Raw genomic sequence first — 21,160 nt, 5'->3', positions numbered from 1 at the left:
GGTAGTAGAAAATTTTATTAAAACCATACAAAAGGTATGATTGTAAATAAAGGAGACTATTATGAAGATTCTTGTTGATGCCGATGGTTGTCCAGTAAAAAATATCATAGTTAGGATAGCCAAGGAATATAAAATACCCGTGACAATGTTTGCCGATACAAGTCATTTGATAGATGACGGATATTCAGAGGTTGTAATCGTAGGTAAGGGCTATGATTCAGTGGATTTTGCCTTGATCAATAATGTGGATAAGGGAGATATAATCGTCACCCAAGATTATGGTGTGGCTACTATGACTTTATCAAAAAAAGCTTATTCAATAAATCAGAATGGGCTTATATATACCAATGACAATATGGATAGGTTATTGTTTCAAAGATATCTATCGAAGAAAGTACGAAGGGCTGGAGGCAAAACCACTAATGCCAAAAAAAGAAAAAAAGAAGACGATAAAAGATTTGAAAATAGCCTCAGGGCTATGATTTTAGATATGGGTTTATAATAAATTTAGTGGTGGAGAAGACACATATGGGTCTTCTCCTTTATGCTATTTGAAAGCTTCGGCATCAAAAAATGATAACTGCTCCATTTCATGGTCAGAAAAATTTGATACTGTTAATCCTATAAGTCTTATTCCGACCCCCATATCCATATCCTCTATGATGTCACAAGCAATATCATATATATCTTTATCGGAGTTTATATAACCATGTACGGTCCTACTCTTTGTATGGTTTTCAAAGTCTGAGGTTTTGATCTTTACTGTAATAGTCTTGGCTAAAACATCCTTGTGAATTAGTGTTTTTGAGATATTTTCTGAGAATCCAAGCAAATATTTCTTGAGATAGTCCCTATCCTTTGTATCCTTCTTCAAGGTTATTTCTCGTCCTATGGATTTTCTTTCTCTGCTGGATGTTACCATCCTATTATCAATTCCACGAATCCTATCATACACCTCATTTCCATATTTGCCTAGAAACTCCGTGAGGTATTCCTTAGGTAATTTAAGCAGGTCTTCAACAGTAAAAATACCGATTTTGTTTAGTTTTTCGGCGGACTTTTTCCCTATGCCATATACTTTTCTTATGGTGAGAGGCTCTAATATCTTTGGAATCATTTCCCTAGTTATTACCTTGATACCATCTGGCTTGTTCCAGTCCGATGCCAGCTTAGCTAGAAATTTATTATAGGAAATTCCCACGGATATGGTTAGTCCAGTTTTTTTCATGACCTGTTCCTTTATGAATTTGGCTATCTGGATGGGGCTCTTATCAATATTTGTTACATCTAGATACGCTTCATCTATGGACAAAGGCTCCACCATATCCGTTAGCTCATAAAAAATATCAAAAACTTCCCTTGATACCTCTCTATATCTTGAATGTCTTACTGGAAGAAATATTCCATGGGGACATTTTTTTTTAGCCATAAATCCTGGCATGGCTGAATGAACTCCAAATTTCCTTGCCTCATAGGAGCATGTAGTTACAACTCCTCTATTGGCTTTGCCACCTACAATCACAGGTTTTCCTTTAAGTTTCGGATTATCCCTTTGCTCTACAGATGCAAAGAAGGCATCTAAATCAACATGAATAATTTTTTTACCCATATTAGTAGCACCTCCTTAAACAATTTTACCAAACATTAGTTCTGTATTGCAACATTTTTATTTTGAATCCTATGTCTGAAACCATGAGAATTTGTATTTACAATGGATTGTACCTATAACCTATATGTTTAAATGTGAATATAAACCTCTAAGCCCATACATATAAGTAGAGTCACCGGATACAAAACCCGGTGACTCAGAAAATTATATTTAATGTAGCTAATGTATTTGTCCATGTATAAGTTAAGTTATACTATGAAAACCCTATAGGGATTTTAGTATAGACTTTAACTTATACAAGTCCAAAATGCCTAAAACCATCGCATATTTGTCCATGTATAAGTTAAGTTATACTATGAAAACCCTATACAAATGATTCTATAATTTTTTAAAATATCCTTTTAAAAATTTTTTGTTTTAAAAAATCTATTTCAGTACCTTGCATAACAAGATAGCTTTCTGTATAATATAATTGCGTAGTAAATTATTTATACTGCACAGACCCTATATCTTTGAAAGGAAAGGTAAAACATGAATATACAATTTAAAAAAGGAGTTCTAGAATTATGCGTATTATCTATACTTACTAGAAAAGATTGTTATGGCTACGAGCTAGTAAATGATATATCTAAGAACATATCCATATCTGAGGGCACCATATATCCTTTATTGAGGCGACTGACAAAGGAGGGACTTTTTTCTACCTATCTTAAGGAATCTCAAGAAGGCCCTCCAAGAAAATACTATCGATTAACGGAGCGTGGAGAAGAAGTCAGAGAAGCATTGACCAAAGAATGGTTCACTTTCGTCGAAGGGGTAAATGATATCATCGAGGGGGAAGATATAAATGAACAAAGATGAATTTTTAAAAGAACTAAGTCTCTTGCTTAGGAATTTACCTTCATCTGAAAGACAGGAAATATTATTTGATTATCAAGAACATTTCAGCATAGGCCTTGAAGAAGGTAAGACTGATAAAGAAATAATAGAGGCTCTTGGAAGTCCAAAGTCCATAGCTAAACAATATGACCCCGGTTATGCTGTAAATCCAGTGGAAGTTAATTCTTCAACCACGAATGTGGTAAAAGCTATATTTGCCACCATAGTACTTGGCTTCTTTAATCTAATTTTTGTTTTAGGCCCCTTTCTAGGGGTAGTTGGAGTATTAATAGGTCTTTTTGGAGCATCTATAGGAGTAACCATCGCAGGTATCTCTATATCCGCAGGAATGGTCTTGAATCCAATACTATACCGCTATATATCTATACCCATAGCTTTAGCATCAAATGCCCCAGCAACCATGTTTCTAGGCATAGGATTAACTGCATTTGGCTTGCTTTTTACGATAGGCAACTGTTATTTGGCAAGGTGGTTATTTATCGGTACCATAAAATACCTAAAATTCAATTTGAGACTCATTAGGAAGTAGGAGGAAGTCAGAATGAATAAGAACATAAAAAAAATTGCTCTATGGCTATTTATAATAATGATTATTTCTTTTTTAATATCCGCAATATTATTTATAAATTCCGGGGTTATTTTTAATCCATTTTAAGAACAATGTAAGGGTTTGAAATGGCCAAGAAAGAATTGATGCTTCAATGGTGTGGGGTATGTTAAACCTATAAATTAATATATAATAAGACTAAGGGGTCTCACTTGTTGAGGCCTCAATTTTATGATTCATATAAATCCTCTATTCCCAGTTTAATTAATATATGAGGCTACCTTTTAGGAAGGAAGATGGTAAATATAGTTCCCACTCCTTCGTAGCTTTCAACAGTGATCTTACCCTTATTCTTACTAACAATTTTCTTGACGATACTAAGTCCATATCCGTGACTGCTTCCTTGTTTTGTGGTATAACCTTGTTTGAATATTTTTTCATGAAGTTCCTTTGATATTATAGGATAGGAATTCCCAATTGAAAAAACATACTCTTTGTCTTGTTCAGAAATATCTATGGTTAAAATCTTTTCTTCATCGAAACAATTTTCCAGCTCATAGATGGCATTATCAATCAAGTTAAACAATACGGTACAAATATCCACGGAATCTATGGCTATATTCTGTAAATCACAACCGATATCAAGTTCAACTGTCATTCCCTTAGTCTCAGCTATGGCACATTTTCTATATAATATAGAGGCTACTTCGGGGTTTCCAATATTAGAAATAGAAAAGGTCTTTGTTGTTTGTCCAGAAACCTTTTGTATATATTCCATGGCTTTTTTACCCTTTTTAAGCTGTATAAGTCCAGAAATCACATTTAAATGATTATGAAAGTCATGCTTTTGTCCCCTTAAAGCTTCAATCACTTCACTGGAATGATTCAGCTTTACATTTACCTCTTGCTGCCTTTCAACTAGCTTCACTATATAAAAGACCCATACAACGACACTTATCCCTAGTCCATTTATTATCAAGCCTAGGGTATTGGGATAATTATATAATATTTTTTCACTGCTACTCATGGATGCCATAATGGCTTGATTAGTTATGAGTGCTGTGGCAATACTTTGCAGTAATATCAAGATTATTACTAGTATATACATTCTTCTATTAATTATTATTTTTCTCATGCTCAGTTATCCTCATTCTCACTTAACCTATTTAAGTCTATAATAGAAAATTTGAATATGTGTGTAGCTATAAATACTATAATAACGGGAATACACGATAATGCAGTTCCAAAAAATCTAAAACCAGGTCTGTAAAGCATATCTTCAATACTTATATTAAGAAATTTAAAAATATTAAACATAAATACCCCTTCTCCTAAAATTAGCAATAGGAAGGATATTAATACAGCTATAATTGACGCATCCCATCTTTGTTTACCAACAGTTTTTAATATAATCGCATATATCATTAACAAAACAAATGAATGAGTTCCATAGGGAATATTATAAATCTCATATAGCTCCCTAACTCCAAGTATAGTTAAAGCAAACATAATTCCAAGCAAGGCTAGATTCTTAAATCTCAGTCGTATGTTTATAATTCCTAAACCTGCCGCAATAAATAGAACTCCTTCCATCCAATGGGCAATTAATAACTCTACAAATCTCATATATTTACACTCCTTCAGAAAACCTATATCCACATTATTTACTTATTTCTAAGTTGCTCAGGAAGTTCTGGCTGATAAGCACTGGTACCACAAGCCGCCGCTGCATTAGTGAATGCTACAAAGGTCAAAACTGCAATAGTCAATTGAACTAATCTTCTCATCATATTATCTCCTCCTTTTTATTAATCCTTTGTACAGTTCTATCCATATGGTGAAGGAGTCCATAGCCCCAACTGGTAAGTGAAAAACTTTGCCATAAAACACCTAAAGACGAAGAATATGCAAAAATATAGTACTTAGTAAGTCCAGTATACCATGTTATGCATATCCCAAACCATATGAATAGGGTCAAAAATGAAAATCTTTTTAGCTTTTGCCTTTTTACTTTTGTGGTTATAGGTTTCCCTGGAGTGTCTGCTGGAGCATATTTGTTTATACTCCACAGTGAAAATAGCAATGTAAATAATATAATAATACTCAAAACACCTTTACTAGGATGAGTATATTTTGTCATTATACCAAATATATTCATTACAACGGTACCATATATGGCACAGCCTAGCATGGTCTCAGAATGAGCGCCACCTGAAAAAGAACGAAATATTGCAGTTGTCAGTACTATAAACAGAACATTATAAAAGGTTCCCACTAGCAACGCAAGGGACAATGCCAATACTAAACCAAAAAACATACTGATAAGAACATGAATAGAAAACCTTAGAATCGCTTCTTGATTTTCATCTATATCTGAACTTTTTCTAAAATAATTAATTACACTGGTAGCAAAATCATCAACACTAAATCTTTTCATCCCTTTTTCCCCTTTAAAACATTTTGGAACTACTACCCCATAAAGCAAGTCATTCATATATAGAGAGTTCCAAGTAAATCTTAATTTATACATATCTAAATATCCCATGTTTCTGGGGATCTTTGATGTGTATAAATTAAAGTTTTGACTAGAATCTCTATAAAGTTTAAAAAATTTATTTACAAAAATCATAAATATTGTATATAGTTCTATATTTATCTGAAAATTCCTTCAAGCTTCTAAAAAATAATCTATTATTTTATAGCTTTATCGTGTTTTATTGTACCATTTTTTTCAAATTAATTCAAAATCCCCCTAAATGTTTTCAAACTTCCTATAAACAACCTAGGATGATTAATAGAATTTATGAAAATACTAATTATATATCTTCCATAAAAATTAGAAGGAGCTGTCACAATGGAATTTAAAAATAAACTAAATGAGGTGCCTTTAGCCAATATTAATACCAATGAACTTAATTCAATTAAAAGTTTAGAGGAAAAACTAGATGATAAATATTATCTTATTGCATTTAATAAGGAGAAAAAATAGGGGTGTCTCAGACAACCCCTATTCAACAAAAACCTCTACCTTATCTCCGTTTTCATCTTCTACCTCTACTAGCTTACCTTCAGCTCCCTCCTTAACAGCCTTTATTATTTCCCCTAAATCTATTCCTCCAAGCTGTTCTTCTAATTCTGAATGATATTTTGTACTTATTTTTAGACCTATGTCTATCAATGAAATAGGTATATTTACATTGACTTTCTGTTTTCCATCTTCACCGTTTACTCTGACCCTCAACCACTTTGCATCCTCTGTCTCTACTATTTTTTGTTCCCTATCCTCTAATGCATTTAGAAGCTCCACACCTTCATCGGAAGTTATCTTACCTTCTTCAATCATTTTTAAAATCTGTAATTTTTCTTCCTTCATTTTAGTATACCTCCAATATTTTAATTATTTTTTATATAAAACCTGACCTAATACTTTGTATCCTATCATCTTTTAAGCAGCTTTAGTGCTTCCTCCGATGTTATTTCTCCTTTGCTCAGCTTTTCAAGTACCTCCTTTTTATTTACCCTTTCTTCAGTAGCCCCCGGATTATAGCCAAGTGCCTCAATGACATTATCAAGATTACGCCTAACAGTTGGATATGATATCCCCAATTCTTTTTCTATTTCCTTGATATTGCCTCTATTTTTTATGAAAACCTCTGCAAAATGCTTTTGCTCCTTAGTAAGATAACAGAACTTACAAAGTTCAAAATCTCCTCTAATAGATGTCCCACATTTTTTACAGCCTAGCTCTGTAACCTTAAGCTTTGAATCGCATACAGGACATATTCCCAAGACTTCCTTCTTCATTTAATCAACTCCTTTAAATCATATTGATTTCTACAAAAGCATCCTCGTCCTCCACCTTAACTAATTTACAGGGTGGAATATGTTTTAAAATCAAAAATATTTCTTTAATATCCTTTACATCAATTTTAATTTTTTCGTATTTAAAATAACGTTTTTCATTATACTTACTCTTGTTACCTTTTCCAATACTATATCCATCCCCTTCTCGATGAAACCAGTTTGCAAGTTTTATTCCAATTAAACCAAGCTTTTCTATAAGCCAAATAGGCATTGCTGGAAGACTTATTTTCTTGTTTTCTTTTCTATCGTGTATCCTTATCTTTATCTTCTTTGCATATTTTATTTGTTCATTAGTGCGTGGTAGTCTTCTCAAGATGTCAGCCGCTTCTTTACCAGTCAATCTTCCTTTTTCGACCTCATTTAAAATTTCTTTTATATCTCTCATACTTCCACCTCTAAATGTTGTATTGATATTTTTAATTTGTATATTAACATTATTAATTATGATTATATATTAATACAATTATTTTAATTTGTCAATTATATTATTGATTATTTCGTTAAATATATTAATAATATTAATTTATTTATTAATATTATTAATATACCATTTCAAAAATCTAGGGACATTAAGTTCCTCAGCTTTCAATAAGATTTTCCCTTTAAAAATGGCTTTAAAAAAAGAGTAGACATTAATGTCTACCCTTTCAAATTCCTATATTTTTACTATATTAATCTTCTTTTTCTTCTTTTTTTACTATTTCAGATAAAGAAGTAGCTAAACCTGCTAATCCCTGTATGTCTGAAGGTATTATTATCTTAGTAGCCTTACCATCCGCTGCCTTAGCAAAGGCTTCTAGACTCTTGATAGATATAACTTCCTTAGTTGGTGATGATTCATTAAGCATTTTTAAACCTTCAGCAGTAGCTTTTTGAACTTTAATTATAGCTTCAGCTTGACCTTCTGCTTCTCTAATAGCTGCTTCTTTTCTAGCTTCTGCCCTAAGGATAGCCGCTCTCTTTTCTGCTTCTGCTTCAAGAATAGAAGATTCCTTCTTACCTTCTGCTCTAAGAACCGATGATTTCTTTTCACCCTCTGCTCTAAGAATAGCTTCTCTTCTTTCCCTTTCAGCTCTCATTTGTTTTTCCATTGCCTCTTGGATGTCTTGAGGAGGAATTATATTCTTAACCTCAACACGGTTTACCTTTATACCCCATGGGTCAGTGGCTTCATCTAATATACTTCTCATCTTAGTATTGATAATATCCCTTGAAGTTAATGTTTCATCAAGCTCTAGATCACCAATTAAGTTTCTTAATGTAGTTGCTGTAAGATTTTCAATGGCTGCTATTGGATTGTCAACACCATAGGTATATAGCTTAGGATCAGTTATTTGGAAGTATACTACTGTATCTATTTGCATAGTAACATTATCCTTAGTTATAACTGGCTGTGGTGGAAAATCCACTACTCTTTCTTTTAAAGAAACTTTTTTAGCAACCCTATCTATCAAAGGAATCTTAACGTGTAATCCTACATCCCATGTACCTTGATATGCACCAAGTCTCTCAATAACAAAAGCATGGGCTTGAGGTACGATTCTGATATTTGAAATTACTAAGAAAATACCAATAATTATTAAAAACATTAGAACTAATAACGGCATGTTAAACCCTCCCTATATATTCGTTTTTACTTTTTACCCTTAACTATTAACTTAACTCCTTCAACTTTAATTACTTCAACCTGTGTGTTTTCTTCTATTTCTTTGTTATCATGGGCTTTTGCAGTCCAAATTTGACCAGCAACCTTAACTTGACCTGTATTGAAGGGATCAATTTTTTTTGTTACTATACCCACTAGACCAACTATACTATTTATATTGGTCTTAGTAGAACCTATTTTTAAATATTTTTTAGCTATCGGTCTTGTAAAATATACAAATACGCCTGAAGCTACTAAAAAAACAAAAATCTGTACAATAACCCCCATACCAATCATAGCCGCAAGCATGGCAAATAAAGCCCCTAATGCAAACCAAATGGTCGTAAGTCCTAAAGTAAATCCTTCTATTATTACAAATACTACCGCAATAATTATCCAGAGGATTGGATAAGACAATTCAAATCCAAATATTCTCTTCGCCCCCTTTCATAGGAAGACATATTCTAAAGAGTTCCAAGTAAATCCTAACCTATACATATGAAAATATCCAATGCTCCTAAGGATTTTTAATGTGTATAAGTTAAAGCTTTGACTGGAATCTCTATATACAAAATGGTCTATTCCTTTATATCATTATACCCTACATAAATAATATATCACTATTTTTTTTTATATAAAATAGCAATTTTATACTATTAAGTTGATTGTGCAAAATAAATTCCATAATAAGGAATGTGAATATTGAAAAGTTTGAATAAAGACCTATTTATATGGTATGTTATAAATAGATACTTTTGTTCGATGCAAAATTAGTCACCTCCTTTCTCTAGGAAAGGATAGTATCATTATGGCATATCAAAAGAACTCTTAAGGATTATGAAGAGTTCTTTTTTTGATGAAACGGATTTAATAATAGTATTTTTGCAAACTGCTTTTAGCTACCTGAAAGGAATTTGTTCTTTATGTCAATAAAATCATTTTGTGCTATAATATTCCTTGAAATATATAGGTATTTAACAAAAGAGGTGATTTGTTTTGGAATATAAGTCAATCAATTATAGTATTTCTAAGAAAAATTTGAAAGAAATTTTTTGTATCGTTTTAAATAAAAGGTTGTTTTCAAGATCAGTTTTTGATTATATTTGGGTTTTTTATTTATTAGGTTGTTTTTTATTTTTAAAGTCTTCTATGGTAGTTAAATATTTAATAATTGTTTTTATGATAGCTGTAATAGCACATAAAATTAATACCTTTGTACAAGTCAAAGGGAACATATTGGGAAATCCCTATTTAGGAGAAGAAATAAATCTTGAATTTGATGAAAATACTGTGGTACTAACTCAAAAAAATCTGATAATGAAAAGAAGATGGAAGGATTTTAAATATGTTGTATTTGGTAACAAGTATATATTTTTTGTAGAGAAAACCGAAAACATATTTACCTTTATACCCAATAGCACTTTTTCCTCTGAGAATGAAATATCTCTTATAAAAGATAGTATTTCTAAAAAAATTAAAATAAGGAGGAGATAGACCATGGAAAATAATATCTTGTTTAATATTGAATATACTCTGAATAGTAATGAGTATTCCAATTTGATATTTGAGAAAACAAAGCTTATCCATGTAATTAGTCTTATCCAACTAATACATATGATTATATTCTTCATGTATTATTTAAAAACACCCCAAGAATATTTAACATGTAGGACAGATGTTAAATGGTATATAGTATTTCTTATTGTGCTTATTGTTTTCTATCTTCAGAATAAAATAGTAATAAGAAGAGTAATTAAGAAAAATCCTCAGCCTTTTGAACAAACCAACTTGCAAATTACTAAAGATAGTGTTGTGTTATCTCAAGAAAGTATTAAAAGAATAATACCCGGGAGTTATATTAGGAAAATAAAAAAACTTAGGAAAATCGTATTAATCTATTATTCTCCATATCAAATTGCAGTAATTCCTAGAAGGGTTATAAGTGATGAAGATTTAAAATTAATTACAGATAGATTTAAAACACCTAAAGAAAATATAGTAAGAAAAGCAATTAAAATATTATTTGTATCTGCATTTATAGTTATTAATATAGCAGCGTTTTATTTGTATAGCGAACAAACAATTTTAAGATATGTGATGTTTGATGAAAACACCATAATTGAGAGGGAATCTAATAGCGATAAGGAATTTCATTATCCTTATCTTTTATATATACCGCCGTATTGTGATAATGAAACCTACTTAATAGTAAGACCCAACGCTACTCGTAGACAAACGTATTATACTAGCAACGATTTAGAAGATGCAAAAATAATGTTAAAAAAATGGGTAGCTGATTCATCTAAATACAGTCTTAATTGTCCTGTATTGGTACCTGTTTTTCCAAGGCCTAAGGAGCCTGAAAACACTGGATTTTATGAAGCCAATGATGAAGAGCTTAAAGCATACTATAATGTGAGAAATAGAGAATATTTTGATAGGCAGGATGATGAAGATTTTACCACACAATTGTTTAAAATGACTGTTGATGCGAAGGAATATCTGTTAACAAAAGATATAAATACAGTTGAAAACAGAATGATTGTTTTCGGATGGTATTCTTTGTCAAATAATAAAAATATAATTTATTTTTTAAAAAAGCAGTATGATGATGAAATTGTAGGTTTATTACCTGATGATCCACTAGAATACATATATACTGCTTTAGGCGTAGCATCCAAGTTGTATTAGAGAAGGTAATACCTTCTTTTTTTTTGCTTAGAATTGTTTTTGAACCATGAATCCCAAAATCAAATTGTAAGTATCATCAGTATACTATTTTTTATCAACGTGGTTGACTTATTCTCAAATTCTACTTTTCACTGTTGGTATGCCTTCGCCAAAGCCCCTTAAAGTGGCTTCTATTCCATTGGTAACAATATAGAATTATGGTATAATAATCCTTGGAATTTATGGACGCTTTAATAAATCGAGGTGAATTATTTTGGAGTGTAGTTCAATTACTTATAGTCTTTCTAAAAATGATTTTAAGAAAATTTTTTATATTGTTTTAAAGAAGAGTACCTTTTTAACTACAGTTTTTGATTTTGTCCTCGTTTTGCTCTTGTGGAAGTTTTTTTTATCTTCAAAGGCCAATGTACTAAATAAATGTACATTAATAATTATTATAGTAACTTTTATTGTATATTTTATTAATGCATTTATCAAAACCAGAGGAAAATTTTTTGAGAATCCATATCTTATAGGAAAAATAAATCTTGAGTTTAAAGAAGAAGCTATAATTCTAACTCAGAAGAATTTAATTATGAAAATAAAATGGGCTGATCTTGAATATGTTGTATTTGGGAAGCAATATATATATATTGTAGATAAGTCTAGGAGTATCTTTGCCTTTATTCCCACTAATACTTTTTCTTCCGAAAAGGAAATATCCCTTTTAAAGAACGATATTTCTAAAAAAGTCACAATAAAAAGGAGATAGTCCATGGAGAACAATACCCTATTCAATGATGAATTTGTTATAAATAATAAAGAGTTTTTAAGTTTTATATTTGAAAATTTAAAGGATATATTTTTAATTGCTTTTTTAGGATTTATGCACATATTTGTAATCTATGAGAGTTTTTCAAGATCACCCTATGATTATTTAGGAATACCCTATAAATTTTTAGGAATCCGGGTCAAAACAAACTTTTTGGTTTATATAATAGCTTTTATTATATTGATTACTTTTTATGTTCTTTTTAAAATAATTATGAAAACAAAAATGAAAAAACATCCTCGAAGTTTTGAAAAAACTTACTTGCAAATCACTGAAGAAGGAATCGTGATATCTCAAAAAGATCTAAAAAGAATAGTCCCTTGGAGTTATATCCGTAAAATAAAAAAGCTTAGGAGAATTGTGTTAATTTACTATTCACCATATCAAAGTATAGTAATCCCTAGAAGAGTTATAAATAATCAAAATTTGAAATTAATTAAAGATAGAGTTAATAATACAAAAATAAAAGTAATTAAAACACTGTTGGTAGCTATATTTATAACTATAAATATAACTGCATTTTATTTGTATAGAGAACAAACAACTTTGAGATATGTATTTTTTGATGATAATTCTATAATTGAGAGACCATTTAATAGTGACAAGGGATTTCATTATCCTTATCTTTTGTATATTCCTCAAAATTCCAATAGTGAAACCTACTTAATAGTAAGACCAAATGATGCTAATAGGAAAGAATATTATTATAGTGATGATTTAAGAGATGCAAAAATGATGCTGAAAAAATGGGTTGCTACTTCATCTAAATATGGTGTTAAATGCCCTGTGTTAGTCCCAATTTTTCCAAGGCCTGATGAACCTGAGGTCAATGGGTTATCTAATGAAGATAAATATGAAACCTTTTATATAAGAAATAAGGAGTTTTATGATAGGCAGGAGTCTGAAGACCAAAAGCACCAATTATTAAGAATGACTGATGATGCTAGGGAGTATTTACTAACAAGGGGATTAAATACTCCTAAGGATACACTTGTTGTTTCTGGGGCTACAAAATGGATACTTGGTCATTTCAATTTACTTCGTTCTTTTGCAATAGAATGTCAACCTGATATCAAAATTGAATATATCTATGATAATGCACAATCATATTCAAAATTTGCTGTATATGTATATAATACAATGCATAAAAGGAAGTAATGCTATTAAAGGCATTACCCAGATTATCCACAAAAGCCTACTAAATCGTAATATTAGCAGGCTTTTTCTTATATAAAAATAGAGATTTATTAGAGTATGATTATGACCCAACTATCTCAACGTTAAAAGCAACAACTAATGGGAGCCTATTTTAAATTTTAAAAACCATCGGAAATGTTTTCAGCTTTTTGTGGGTCTAAAATATCATATTAATTATTTTTATATGGTAATTGGGTGAATATTATGATAAAATAAATGCGACTTATCTCTTACAAAACAGAATTAAGGGGAATGAGGTTCTCCCTGGAATGATATTCCGAACCGCTAAAGAGCTAATGACTTCTATGCATGTATAATTTGATTGAAATTTATATATGCCTAGAAGTTTATTTTTTTGTCTATAATTTAAACTACAGGAGGAATACATATGATAAAAAGTATTTTGTTAATTTTACTGCTTGGAATTCTGGGGAATAAGGTATTCAACTTTATTAAGCTCCCTGGACTTCTAGGTATGATTTTAGTTGGAATTATTATAGGGCCCTATGGATTTAATTTATTAGATAAAGCAATCTTGGATAATTCATCTGATATAAGAATGCTTGCTTTAATAGTTATTTTATTGAGGGCAGGTCTTGGGTTAAATAGAGAAACCCTAAACAAAGTAGGAAAAGTCGCAATAAAGATGAGTGCTATCCCCTGTTTATTTGAAGGTTTCACAATAACTTTAGTGGCTTATAAGCTTTTAGGCATACCATTTTTAGAAGCGGGTATGCTGGGATTCATTGTGGCGGCAGTATCTCCTGCTGTTGTGGTTCCCTCAATGCTGTATTTGAGAGAAAAAGGACTTGGAATGAAAAAGGGTATACCTATTATCATCCTAGCGGGAGCTTCCGTTGACGATGTTTTTGCCATTACCCTATTTACCACCTTTATTGGTCTATCCTTTAATACACAGTCTACTATCGCACTACAGTTATTACAAATCCCTATGCAGGTTATAGGAGGAATTTTAATTGGAATAATTTTTGGGTATATACTATATAAAATATATAGATATAAAAATATAAAATTAAATGATATGGAAAAACTCGCAATTTTAATTATTAGTTCGCTCATGATTGTGATAATAGGTGACACAGCTCATATAGCAGGATTACTTGGTGTCATGACCTTGGGCTTTATACTACTTGAGAAAGCCAATGACTTTGCATCGAATTTCGAAATTGAGCTAAATAAGGTATGGTTCTTTGCACAAATTTTTCTATTTGTTCTTATTGGAGCAGAGGTTAACATCTATGTAGCATGGAAAGCCGGTTTGATAGGTGCTTTAATCATTTTGATAGGCTTAATAGCCCGTTCAATTGGTGTAATTATTGCACTTCAAGGTTCTAATCTGAACATCAAGGAAAAGATTTTTTGTACTATAGCCTATTCTCCAAAGGCAACAGTACAGGCAGCCATAGGGGGAATACCCCTTGCCATGGGAGTGGCATCTGGAAATCTGATTCTTGCCATAGCAGTCCTTGCAGTTATCCTAACTGCACCTCTAGGAGCTGTAGGTATAAAGTTACTTGCTCCTATATTATTAGAAAAGAATCATGAAGGAGGAAGCTGAATATGATTGCCAAAAACGTAATGAATAGAAATGTGGTTTCTATAAAACCAAATGATACCTTAAGAGATGCCGTAATTTTAATGGTTAAACATAGTATTAGTGGACTACCCGTCATAGATGAAGACAAAAATATAGTTGGTATAATAAGCCAAAGTGATGTTCTTCGTCATGGTAAAAGACCCTTTATTCTTGAGACAGTAGATTTACTTGAAATCCTTTTATATGAGCAAAGTCCTGAAAACTATGAAAAAGAATTAAAAATAGCATTGGATTTGAAAATCAAAGACGTAATGACTAAGGGCATTATAACAGTTTTGGAAAGTACGCCGGCTGGTAAAATAGCACATTTGATGATATCAAATAAAATAAATAGAGTTCCTGTCATAAGGGATGGAAAGTTAGTAGGTATTATTGGAAGAGAGGATATTATTAAAGCGATTGCCAAAATAGGAAAAAATACTTAGTAAAATAATTATTTTAATATTATTGTAATTATGACAAAACGAAAAAATATATTATAATATTTTAATAAAGGTATAAAATTTGATATATAGAGTTTAGGGTAAATCTTAAACTCCCTATAGGGATTTTAGTATAGACTTTAACTTATACAAGTCCAAAATGCCCAGAAACATCGCATATTTGTCCATGTATAAGTTAAGTTATACTATGAAAACCCTATATACTATTTTCATATAATGTCTTAATAATTCGTGGGTGATAATTATGATTAAAAACTTTTACAATGTTCTTGTACTACTGACTCTAACAATAGTTGTGAATTCTACCATGGGCATATTATTGCCTATTTATTTTAATTTGGAAAATACTACGATTTTTCAAATAACTATTACATTATTTATTTCAATGTCAACGGCTTTCTTTTATCTTAGATATCTAAACAAAAAGCTATCCTTCCTATACACCACGGTTAGTAAGATAACCGAAGAAAAACCGGATACTACTTTACCGAAACAAAACTTAAAGTATTATTTCAAAAATATTTCTTATTTCTTTAACAACCTTGAAGCAATCCTTGAGAGTTATAATCGTCTTATAACGGAGCAGAATATATTACTAAAGGAGCATTCTTTAGTTAATGATGAACTTAAAAATAACAATTTAGCAAGGGAACTCATGTTAGAAGTAAGTAATTCTATTTTAGAAATAAAAAATACTGAGGAACTTTTTAAGCTAATTCTTGAAAAATTGATAAGTGTCATAGGTGATGCAGATAAAGGTAGCTTTATAATTTTAAACGAGAACAACTTGCTTGAGTATAAAAGTGCTATTGGTTATGATATCTCCAAATTAAAAAATATTAAATTCAAACTTGAAGAAACCTTCCTTTGGAAAAAAAATTATGGGAATATTACTAAACCCTGCATCATAAAAGACATTCGCTCCTTTGACAGTTCAAATATAAACAATGCTACTTATAAAGCCCTAGATACTATAAATGCACTGGACGTCAATACCTCTTTAAGCACCCCAATAATTATTGACAATAAACTATATGGTATGATAAATATCGATAGCTTTAATATCAATGCTTTTAATGAGGAAGACCTTTTGGTTGCTGAATATTTTTCTAATCAAGTGAGCATCGCTATTAAAAATCACCAGCTTATAGAAAAAATAATGTATCTATCTAAATATGACCGTATGACAAATATCTATAATAGATGCTATTTTGAAGAAATATTAAGTGAATTTTATAAGAAAGCATCTAGATATAATGAGAATTTTTCCGTAGTTATGTTTGATCTAAATAGCTTGAAGCATATAAATGATACTTTGGGACATGCTATAGGAGATATATTAATATCTAATTTTGCAGGTACTATAAAAGATAATATCCGTGAGTCCGATCTATTTGCCAGATATGGTGGAGATGAATTTATTGCCATATTCTTTAATTCTAATACTATAGATATAGAAAATAGGTTAACAAGTATAATAAAATATTTTAATGATAATCCATTGGATATAGGTCATGATAAGATTACTATTAGTTTTAGCTATGGTATAGCTTCCTTTCCTGAAGAATCCAAGGATCTAAACCATCTATTGAAGCTCGCTGATGAAAGAATGTATTCCCATAAAAGAATATCTAAGTCCAAATAAAAGTCTTGACTTTTAAATTTCATAATGTTATTCTTACTTTAGATTTTACAGAAGCAAAAGAAGAGGACATGGAATCCCTTCGTTTTTAGTAGAATTTTTTCTGAGAAACGACTTAAAATAGAATATTTTTCCTTCGGGGCAGGGTGCAATTCCCGACCGGCGGTATAGCCCGCGAACCGTATAATATAGAGGTTCAAGTAAAAGTGTTAATTTACACATCTTTAAAACTCCTAGAAACACTGGGTATTTAAGGATGCATAAATTAAATTTTACTATGTGAACTCTATATGGTTGATCTGGTTAAATCCCAGAGCCGACAGTATAGTCTGGATGATAGAAGGAGATTCATAGAATACATCTATAGATTTTTATATATGTACGTACATTTTAGCCCTGAAGTTTTTACTTCAGGGCTTTTATTATTGAGAAAATTTATAATTTTATACTGTAATGTTTTTTTATAGGAATTTAAGTAAAGACTTTATAAAAAGACCAAGAAAGTAACTTCCATAATTTAATCTCATTATCCACGGGAAAGGACTGTTGTTTATGGATATAGGTTTTATGAAGAGAGCTTTGGAGCTAGCTAAAAAGGGAGCTGGATTTGTGAACCCAAATCCAATGGTAGGCTCAGTGATAGTGAAAAATGGAGATATTATAGGTGAAGGATACCATAAATTTTTTGGTGGTAATCATGCAGAAATTGAAGCCCTAAGTTCCCTAACCACCGATCCAAGAGGCTCTACTATGTATGTAACCCTTGAACCTTGCTCCCATTATGGTAAAACCCCTCCATGTGTTAATGCAATAATTGAAAGTGGTATTAAAAGGGTAGTTGTAGCCATGCTTGATCCAAATCCCTTGGTTGCTGGCAATGGCATAAAAATATTAAGGGAAAATGATATCGAAGTAATAACAGGTACTCTAGAAGCCGACGCAAAAAAATTGAATGAAATATTTATAAAATATATTACCACTAAGCTTCCATTTTGCCTTTTAAAATCGGCCATGTCACTGGATGGAAAAATTGCTACAAGGTTTTCTGATTCTAAATGGATCACTGGTATTGAATCAAGGGAATATGTCCATAAACTCAGACACAAATATTCTGCAATAATGGTTGGGGTGAATACCGTATTGGTCGACAACCCTCAACTTACCACAAGAATACCTAATTTCAAAGGCAATAATCCAACGAGAATCATTGTTGATAGCAAATGTAGGATTCCATTAGATGCTAATGTCGTAAAGAAGATATCTAAGGCTAGAACTATAATCGCTACAACTAAGATGGCTGATCCTAAAAAAATTGAAATGCTTAATGATAAAGGTGTAGAAGTTTTAGTTATTCCCTCTAAGGATGAAAAAGTTGACTTAAATATCCTTATGGAAAGATTGGGACAAAGGGATATTGACAGTATCCTTTTAGAGGGAGGCGGAACTCTTAATTATTCTGCCCTTGACGCAGGAATAGTTGATAAAATCAATTATTTTATTGCCCCTAAAATAATAGGAGGTACCACGGCTAAAACCCCCGTGGAGGGGACTGGTGTTTCCTTAGTTAAAAATGCTTTTTCAGTGAATGATATAGTGACTCATAAATTTGGACAAGATATCATGATCGAAGGATATTTAGATTAAAGGAGGCTTTGCCAATGTTTACTGGGTTAGTTGAGGAAGTAGGCGTAGTTCAGTCGGTTCTAAAGGGCAGGCAATCTGCAAAAATAGTTATTAAGGCTAATAAGGTTTTAAAAGGTGTGAAACTAGGTGATAGCATCAGTACCAATGGTGTGTGCTTAACGGTAACTGATTTTAAAGACACTCTCTTTTCTGTAGATGTAATGGCAGAAACTATAAGGAAAAGCAACTTGAAGAATTTGGCTCCTGGAAGCAAAGTAAATCTTGAGAGAGCCTTAAGGCTTGGAGATAGACTGGGTGGACACTTAGTTAGTGGTCATATAGATGGAACGGGAATAATTTCATCTTTTGATAAAGAAGACAATGCGGTATGGGTTACTATAAAAACTACTACTAAGCTGCTTAAATATATAGTTCATAAAGGGTCTATAGCTATAGATGGCATAAGCTTAACGGTGGCCTATGTAGATGAAAATGTATTTAAGGTATCAATAATCCCCCATACCAAGGATGCCACAATCCTTTTGGATAAATCCATGGGTGATGAAGTTAATTTAGAGTGTGACATGATTGGAAAATATATTGAGAAATTAATGGATTTTAGTGAGAAGGCTAATGATAATAGAAGCAGCATTGATATGGAATTTTTAAGCAAGCATGGATTCTATTAAAATGAGTAGAAAGTAATCATGCAATTTGATCAAAATAAAAAATTTTTTGTTGAGGTGATAATATGTTTAATTTCAATACTATCGAAGAAGCTATAGAGGATATAAGGCAAGGGAAAATGGTTATTGTTGTGGATGATGAAGACAGGGAAAATGAAGGTGACCTAATAATTGCAGCGGAGAAGATATCTCCTGAAGCCGTAAATTTCATGGCTAGATATGCTAGGGGCTTGATCTGTATGCCTATAATATCAGAAAGACTAAAGGAACTGAACATACATCAAATGGTAAATGAAAATACGGATAACCACCGTACTGCATTTACAGTTTCCATCGACGCTATGGAAACCACAACTGGTATATCTGCCTTTGAGAGGTCTTTGACTATAGAAAAGGTATTAGATAAAGCTTCAAAATCCGAAGATTTTAGAAAACCCGGTCATATATTTCCCCTTGAAGCCAAGGATGGTGGTGTACTTAAAAGAGCTGGCCACACTGAAGCTGCAGTGGATTTAGCAAAGCTTGCGGGTCTTTATCCAGCAGGAGCTATTTGCGAAATAATGAATGACGATGGAACTATGGCAAGATTACCCCAGCTCATAGAATTTTCTAAAAAGCACAATCTTAAGTTAATATCCATAGCTGACCTAATATCCTATAGAAAAGAAAATGAAAATCTAATCACAAGAACTACAACAGCAGAAATGCCTACTAAGTATGGAAGCTTTAAAATATATGGCTATAATGAAATTATTAATGGTGGTCACCATGTAGCCTTAGTGAAGGGCGATATTAATGGTGATGAACCGGTTCTAGTAAGAGTACATTCAGAGTGCCTTACAGGTGATGCCTTTGGTTCAATGCGTTGTGATTGTGGCAATCAGCTGGCAGCAGCAATGCAAAATATTGAAAAGGAAGGCAAAGGAATTCTTCTATACATGCGTCAAGAAGGCAGAGGAATTGGATTGATAAATAAGCTTAGAGCTTATCACTTACAGGATCAAGGTCTTGATACTGTTGAAGCAAATCTAGCCCTAGGTTTTCCAGAGGATTTAAGAGACTATGGCATTGGTGCCCAAATCCTATGCGATCTAGGGGTTAAAAATATTAGACTAATGACAAACAATCCTAAGAAGCTTTCTGGGTTATCGGGTCATGGCCTAGAGGTAGTGGAAAGAGTTCCAATAGAGGTTGGACATAACAAAATGAATGAACATTATCTAAAAACAAAAAAAGAAAAAATGGGTCATATGTTAGACTTCATGAAGGAGGAAAATTAATATGAAAATCTATGAGGGAAAGCTTATATCAAAGGATCAAAAATTTGGAATTATAGTGGGAAGATTTAATGAATTTATAGGCAGCAAGCTTCTTTCTGGAGCATTAGATGGATTAAAAAGACATGGCGTAAGTGAAGATGATATTGAGTTAACTTGGGTACCGGGTGCCTTTGAAATTCCATTGGTTGCTAAGAAAATGGCACTAACTAAAAAATATGATGGTGTGATATGTTTAGGTGCTGTAATAAGAGGAGCTACCCCTCATTTTGACTATGTTTCAAATGAAGTTACAAAGGGAGTTGCCTCTGTATCCCTTGATACTGGAGTTCCTATTATTTTCGGAGTCTTAACTACAGATACTATTGAGCAAGCAATAGAAAGAGCGGGAACAAAGGCTGGAAACAAAGGATATGAAGCAGCTGTAACAGCTATAGAAATGGCAAATCTTTTAAGTGAATTTTAGTTGAGCAAATTGCATAATTACTTTCTATAAAAACCATCTACTACATGTAGTTTAAAAATCTTCAAAGCTATACCACCAAATATGCTTATATCTTAAGTAATTAAATTAAGGATGATATTCGCATATGCAATTGTGCCAAGT

25 protein-coding genes and 2 riboswitches are annotated in these 21,160 nt (G+C 31.7%); of the genes, 15 read left to right on the top strand and 10 right to left on the bottom strand.

Going from position 1 to position 21,160, the window contains the following annotated elements; all coding sequences use genetic code 11:
• Positions 1 to 61: 61 nt before the first annotated feature.
• Positions 62 to 502 (top strand): YaiI/YqxD family protein, encoded by a 441-nt coding sequence (locus tag N4A68_05420; GenBank protein ID MCT4563743.1) that lies wholly within the window; start codon positions 62 to 64, stop codon positions 500 to 502.
• Positions 503 to 547: 45 nt separating this feature from the next.
• Here N4A68_05420 and N4A68_05415 read toward each other — a convergent pair whose 3' ends face one another.
• Entirely contained in the window at positions 548 to 1,609 is a 1,062-nt protein-coding gene (locus N4A68_05415) for a DNA polymerase IV (protein MCT4563742.1), read from the bottom strand.
• Positions 1,610 to 2,140: 531 nt separating this feature from the next.
• Between N4A68_05415 and N4A68_05410 the strand changes: the two genes are divergently transcribed.
• Both N4A68_05410 and N4A68_05405 read left to right on the top strand, forming a co-directional pair.
• Positions 2,141 to 2,470, top strand: a complete 330-nt coding sequence (locus N4A68_05410) for a PadR family transcriptional regulator (GenBank protein ID MCT4563741.1) — start codon at positions 2,141 to 2,143, stop codon at positions 2,468 to 2,470.
• On the top strand, positions 2,457 to 3,038 hold the full coding sequence (locus tag N4A68_05405) for a DUF1700 domain-containing protein (GenBank protein ID MCT4563740.1): 582 nt from the start codon (positions 2,457 to 2,459) through the stop codon (positions 3,036 to 3,038). Before N4A68_05410 ends, N4A68_05405 begins: the two co-directional genes overlap by 14 nt.
• A gap of 295 nt (positions 3,039 to 3,333) precedes the next feature.
• Here N4A68_05405 and N4A68_05400 read toward each other — a convergent pair whose 3' ends face one another.
• The 4 genes from N4A68_05400 to N4A68_05385 are packed head-to-tail and all read right to left on the bottom strand — an operon-like array spanning position 3,334 to position 5,493.
• Complete coding sequence (locus tag N4A68_05400; protein ID MCT4563739.1) at positions 3,334 to 4,191, bottom strand: GHKL domain-containing protein; 858 nt, start codon at positions 4,189 to 4,191, stop codon at positions 3,334 to 3,336.
• A gap of 2 nt (positions 4,192 to 4,193) precedes the next feature.
• A complete protein-coding gene (locus N4A68_05395) occupies positions 4,194 to 4,682 on the bottom strand; it encodes a hypothetical protein (GenBank protein MCT4563738.1) in 489 nt (162 codons plus the stop codon).
• Between the two features lie 38 nt (positions 4,683 to 4,720).
• A complete protein-coding gene (locus N4A68_05390) occupies positions 4,721 to 4,846 on the bottom strand; it encodes a cyclic lactone autoinducer peptide (GenBank protein ID MCT4563737.1) in 126 nt (41 codons plus the stop codon).
• The gene (locus N4A68_05385) at positions 4,843 to 5,493 is read right to left on the bottom strand and encodes an accessory gene regulator B family protein (protein MCT4563736.1); all 651 of its coding nucleotides are present in this window, start codon (positions 5,491 to 5,493) and stop codon (positions 4,843 to 4,845) included. The genes N4A68_05390 and N4A68_05385 overlap by 4 nt, the downstream gene beginning before the upstream one ends.
• Positions 5,494 to 5,910: 417 nt before the next feature.
• Between N4A68_05385 and N4A68_05380 the strand changes: the two genes are divergently transcribed.
• The gene (locus N4A68_05380) at positions 5,911 to 6,045 is read left to right on the top strand and encodes a hypothetical protein (GenBank protein MCT4563735.1); all 135 of its coding nucleotides are present in this window, start codon (positions 5,911 to 5,913) and stop codon (positions 6,043 to 6,045) included.
• Between the two features lie 18 nt (positions 6,046 to 6,063).
• Here the strand turns inward: N4A68_05380 and N4A68_05375 are convergent, their stop codons facing one another.
• From N4A68_05375 to N4A68_05355, 5 genes are all read right to left on the bottom strand, one after another.
• Positions 6,064 to 6,429 carry a hypothetical protein gene (locus N4A68_05375; protein MCT4563734.1) on the bottom strand — a complete coding sequence of 122 codons (366 nt, stop codon included), beginning with the start codon at positions 6,427 to 6,429 and terminating at the stop codon, positions 6,064 to 6,066.
• A 65-nt stretch (positions 6,430 to 6,494) separates the two neighbouring features.
• On the bottom strand, positions 6,495 to 6,860 hold the full coding sequence (locus N4A68_05370; protein MCT4563733.1) for a DUF2089 domain-containing protein: 366 nt from the start codon (positions 6,858 to 6,860) through the stop codon (positions 6,495 to 6,497).
• Between the two features lie 13 nt (positions 6,861 to 6,873).
• Positions 6,874 to 7,305: a hypothetical protein gene (locus tag N4A68_05365; protein ID MCT4563732.1), complete on the bottom strand. Its 432-nt coding sequence runs from the start codon at positions 7,303 to 7,305 to the stop codon at positions 6,874 to 6,876.
• A 286-nt stretch (positions 7,306 to 7,591) separates the two neighbouring features.
• Complete coding sequence (locus tag N4A68_05360) at positions 7,592 to 8,527, bottom strand: SPFH/Band 7/PHB domain protein (GenBank protein ID MCT4563731.1); 936 nt, start codon at positions 8,525 to 8,527, stop codon at positions 7,592 to 7,594.
• Positions 8,528 to 8,553: 26 nt separating this feature from the next.
• Entirely contained in the window at positions 8,554 to 8,982 is a 429-nt protein-coding gene (locus N4A68_05355) for an NfeD family protein (GenBank protein ID MCT4563730.1), read from the bottom strand.
• A gap of 579 nt (positions 8,983 to 9,561) precedes the next feature.
• Between N4A68_05355 and N4A68_05350 the strand changes: the two genes are divergently transcribed.
• From N4A68_05350 to ribE, 11 genes are all read left to right on the top strand, one after another.
• Positions 9,562 to 10,059, top strand: a complete 498-nt coding sequence (locus N4A68_05350) for a hypothetical protein (GenBank protein ID MCT4563729.1) — start codon at positions 9,562 to 9,564, stop codon at positions 10,057 to 10,059.
• 3 nt (positions 10,060 to 10,062) lie between these two features.
• Positions 10,063 to 11,256: a YcxB family protein gene (locus tag N4A68_05345; GenBank protein MCT4563728.1), complete on the top strand. Its 1,194-nt coding sequence runs from the start codon at positions 10,063 to 10,065 to the stop codon at positions 11,254 to 11,256.
• A gap of 253 nt (positions 11,257 to 11,509) precedes the next feature.
• Positions 11,510 to 12,007, top strand: coding sequence for a hypothetical protein (locus N4A68_05340; GenBank protein MCT4563727.1), 498 nt, complete (start codon positions 11,510 to 11,512; stop codon positions 12,005 to 12,007).
• Between the two features lie 3 nt (positions 12,008 to 12,010).
• Positions 12,011 to 13,225, top strand: coding sequence for a YcxB family protein (locus N4A68_05335; protein ID MCT4563726.1), 1,215 nt, complete (start codon positions 12,011 to 12,013; stop codon positions 13,223 to 13,225).
• 278 nt (positions 13,226 to 13,503) lie between these two features.
• Positions 13,504 to 13,577: riboswitch (Fluoride riboswitch) on the top strand.
• A 75-nt stretch (positions 13,578 to 13,652) separates the two neighbouring features.
• Complete coding sequence (locus tag N4A68_05330; protein ID MCT4563725.1) at positions 13,653 to 14,843, top strand: cation:proton antiporter; 1,191 nt, start codon at positions 13,653 to 13,655, stop codon at positions 14,841 to 14,843.
• A gap of 2 nt (positions 14,844 to 14,845) precedes the next feature.
• Complete coding sequence (locus tag N4A68_05325) at positions 14,846 to 15,307, top strand: CBS domain-containing protein (protein ID MCT4563724.1); 462 nt, start codon at positions 14,846 to 14,848, stop codon at positions 15,305 to 15,307.
• A gap of 262 nt (positions 15,308 to 15,569) precedes the next feature.
• Positions 15,570 to 16,970, top strand: coding sequence for a sensor domain-containing diguanylate cyclase (locus N4A68_05320; GenBank protein ID MCT4563723.1), 1,401 nt, complete (start codon positions 15,570 to 15,572; stop codon positions 16,968 to 16,970).
• Between the two features lie 125 nt (positions 16,971 to 17,095).
• A riboswitch (FMN riboswitch) is annotated at positions 17,096 to 17,316 on the top strand.
• Positions 17,317 to 17,519: 203 nt separating this feature from the next.
• Complete coding sequence (ribD, locus tag N4A68_05315) at positions 17,520 to 18,611, top strand: bifunctional diaminohydroxyphosphoribosylaminopyrimidine deaminase/5-amino-6-(5-phosphoribosylamino)uracil reductase RibD (protein MCT4563722.1); 1,092 nt, start codon at positions 17,520 to 17,522, stop codon at positions 18,609 to 18,611.
• Positions 18,612 to 18,625: 14 nt separating this feature from the next.
• Entirely contained in the window at positions 18,626 to 19,279 is a 654-nt protein-coding gene (locus tag N4A68_05310; protein MCT4563721.1) for a riboflavin synthase, read from the top strand.
• A 62-nt stretch (positions 19,280 to 19,341) separates the two neighbouring features.
• Positions 19,342 to 20,556, top strand: coding sequence for a bifunctional 3,4-dihydroxy-2-butanone-4-phosphate synthase/GTP cyclohydrolase II (locus tag N4A68_05305; GenBank protein ID MCT4563720.1), 1,215 nt, complete (start codon positions 19,342 to 19,344; stop codon positions 20,554 to 20,556).
• A gap of 1 nt (position 20,557) precedes the next feature.
• Positions 20,558 to 21,019, top strand: a complete 462-nt coding sequence (ribE, locus tag N4A68_05300) for a 6,7-dimethyl-8-ribityllumazine synthase (protein ID MCT4563719.1) — start codon at positions 20,558 to 20,560, stop codon at positions 21,017 to 21,019.
• Positions 21,020 to 21,160: the final 141 nt, after the last annotated feature.

It is taken from the genome of Maledivibacter sp. (genome assembly GCA_025210375.1).
In the GTDB taxonomy this organism is placed as follows: Bacteria; Bacillota; Clostridia; order Peptostreptococcales; family Caminicellaceae; genus JAOASB01.
This window is presented reverse-complemented; position numbering and strand designations above follow the sequence as displayed.

Bases quoted from the DNA above. Each gene is read 5' to 3' on its own strand.
- N4A68_05420 (MCT4563743.1), top strand. From the start codon at position 62: ATGAAGATTCTTGTTGATGCCGATGGTTGTCCAGTAAAAAATATCATA.
- N4A68_05415 (MCT4563742.1), bottom strand. From the start codon at position 1,609: ATGGGTAAAAAAATTATTCATGTTGATTTAGATGCCTTCTTTGCATCT.
- N4A68_05410 (MCT4563741.1), top strand. From the start codon at position 2,141: ATGAATATACAATTTAAAAAAGGAGTTCTAGAATTATGCGTATTATCT.
- N4A68_05405 (MCT4563740.1), top strand. From the start codon at position 2,457: ATGAACAAAGATGAATTTTTAAAAGAACTAAGTCTCTTGCTTAGGAAT.
- N4A68_05400 (MCT4563739.1), bottom strand. From the start codon at position 4,191: ATGAGAAAAATAATAATTAATAGAAGAATGTATATACTAGTAATAATC.
- N4A68_05395 (MCT4563738.1), bottom strand. From the start codon at position 4,682: ATGAGATTTGTAGAGTTATTAATTGCCCATTGGATGGAAGGAGTTCTA.
- N4A68_05390 (MCT4563737.1), bottom strand. From the start codon at position 4,846: ATGATGAGAAGATTAGTTCAATTGACTATTGCAGTTTTGACCTTTGTA.
- N4A68_05385 (MCT4563736.1), bottom strand. From the start codon at position 5,493: ATGAAAAGATTTAGTGTTGATGATTTTGCTACCAGTGTAATTAATTAT.
- N4A68_05380 (MCT4563735.1), top strand. From the start codon at position 5,911: ATGGAATTTAAAAATAAACTAAATGAGGTGCCTTTAGCCAATATTAAT.
- N4A68_05375 (MCT4563734.1), bottom strand. From the start codon at position 6,429: ATGAAGGAAGAAAAATTACAGATTTTAAAAATGATTGAAGAAGGTAAG.
- N4A68_05370 (MCT4563733.1), bottom strand. From the start codon at position 6,860: ATGAAGAAGGAAGTCTTGGGAATATGTCCTGTATGCGATTCAAAGCTT.
- N4A68_05365 (MCT4563732.1), bottom strand. From the start codon at position 7,305: ATGAGAGATATAAAAGAAATTTTAAATGAGGTCGAAAAAGGAAGATTG.
- N4A68_05360 (MCT4563731.1), bottom strand. From the start codon at position 8,527: ATGCCGTTATTAGTTCTAATGTTTTTAATAATTATTGGTATTTTCTTA.
- N4A68_05345 (MCT4563728.1), top strand. From the start codon at position 10,063: ATGGAAAATAATATCTTGTTTAATATTGAATATACTCTGAATAGTAAT.
- N4A68_05335 (MCT4563726.1), top strand. From the start codon at position 12,011: ATGGAGAACAATACCCTATTCAATGATGAATTTGTTATAAATAATAAA.
- N4A68_05330 (MCT4563725.1), top strand. From the start codon at position 13,653: ATGATAAAAAGTATTTTGTTAATTTTACTGCTTGGAATTCTGGGGAAT.
- N4A68_05325 (MCT4563724.1), top strand. From the start codon at position 14,846: ATGATTGCCAAAAACGTAATGAATAGAAATGTGGTTTCTATAAAACCA.
- N4A68_05320 (MCT4563723.1), top strand. From the start codon at position 15,570: ATGATTAAAAACTTTTACAATGTTCTTGTACTACTGACTCTAACAATA.
- ribD (MCT4563722.1), top strand. From the start codon at position 17,520: ATGGATATAGGTTTTATGAAGAGAGCTTTGGAGCTAGCTAAAAAGGGA.
- N4A68_05310 (MCT4563721.1), top strand. From the start codon at position 18,626: ATGTTTACTGGGTTAGTTGAGGAAGTAGGCGTAGTTCAGTCGGTTCTA.
- N4A68_05305 (MCT4563720.1), top strand. From the start codon at position 19,342: ATGTTTAATTTCAATACTATCGAAGAAGCTATAGAGGATATAAGGCAA.
- ribE (MCT4563719.1), top strand. From the start codon at position 20,558: ATGAAAATCTATGAGGGAAAGCTTATATCAAAGGATCAAAAATTTGGA.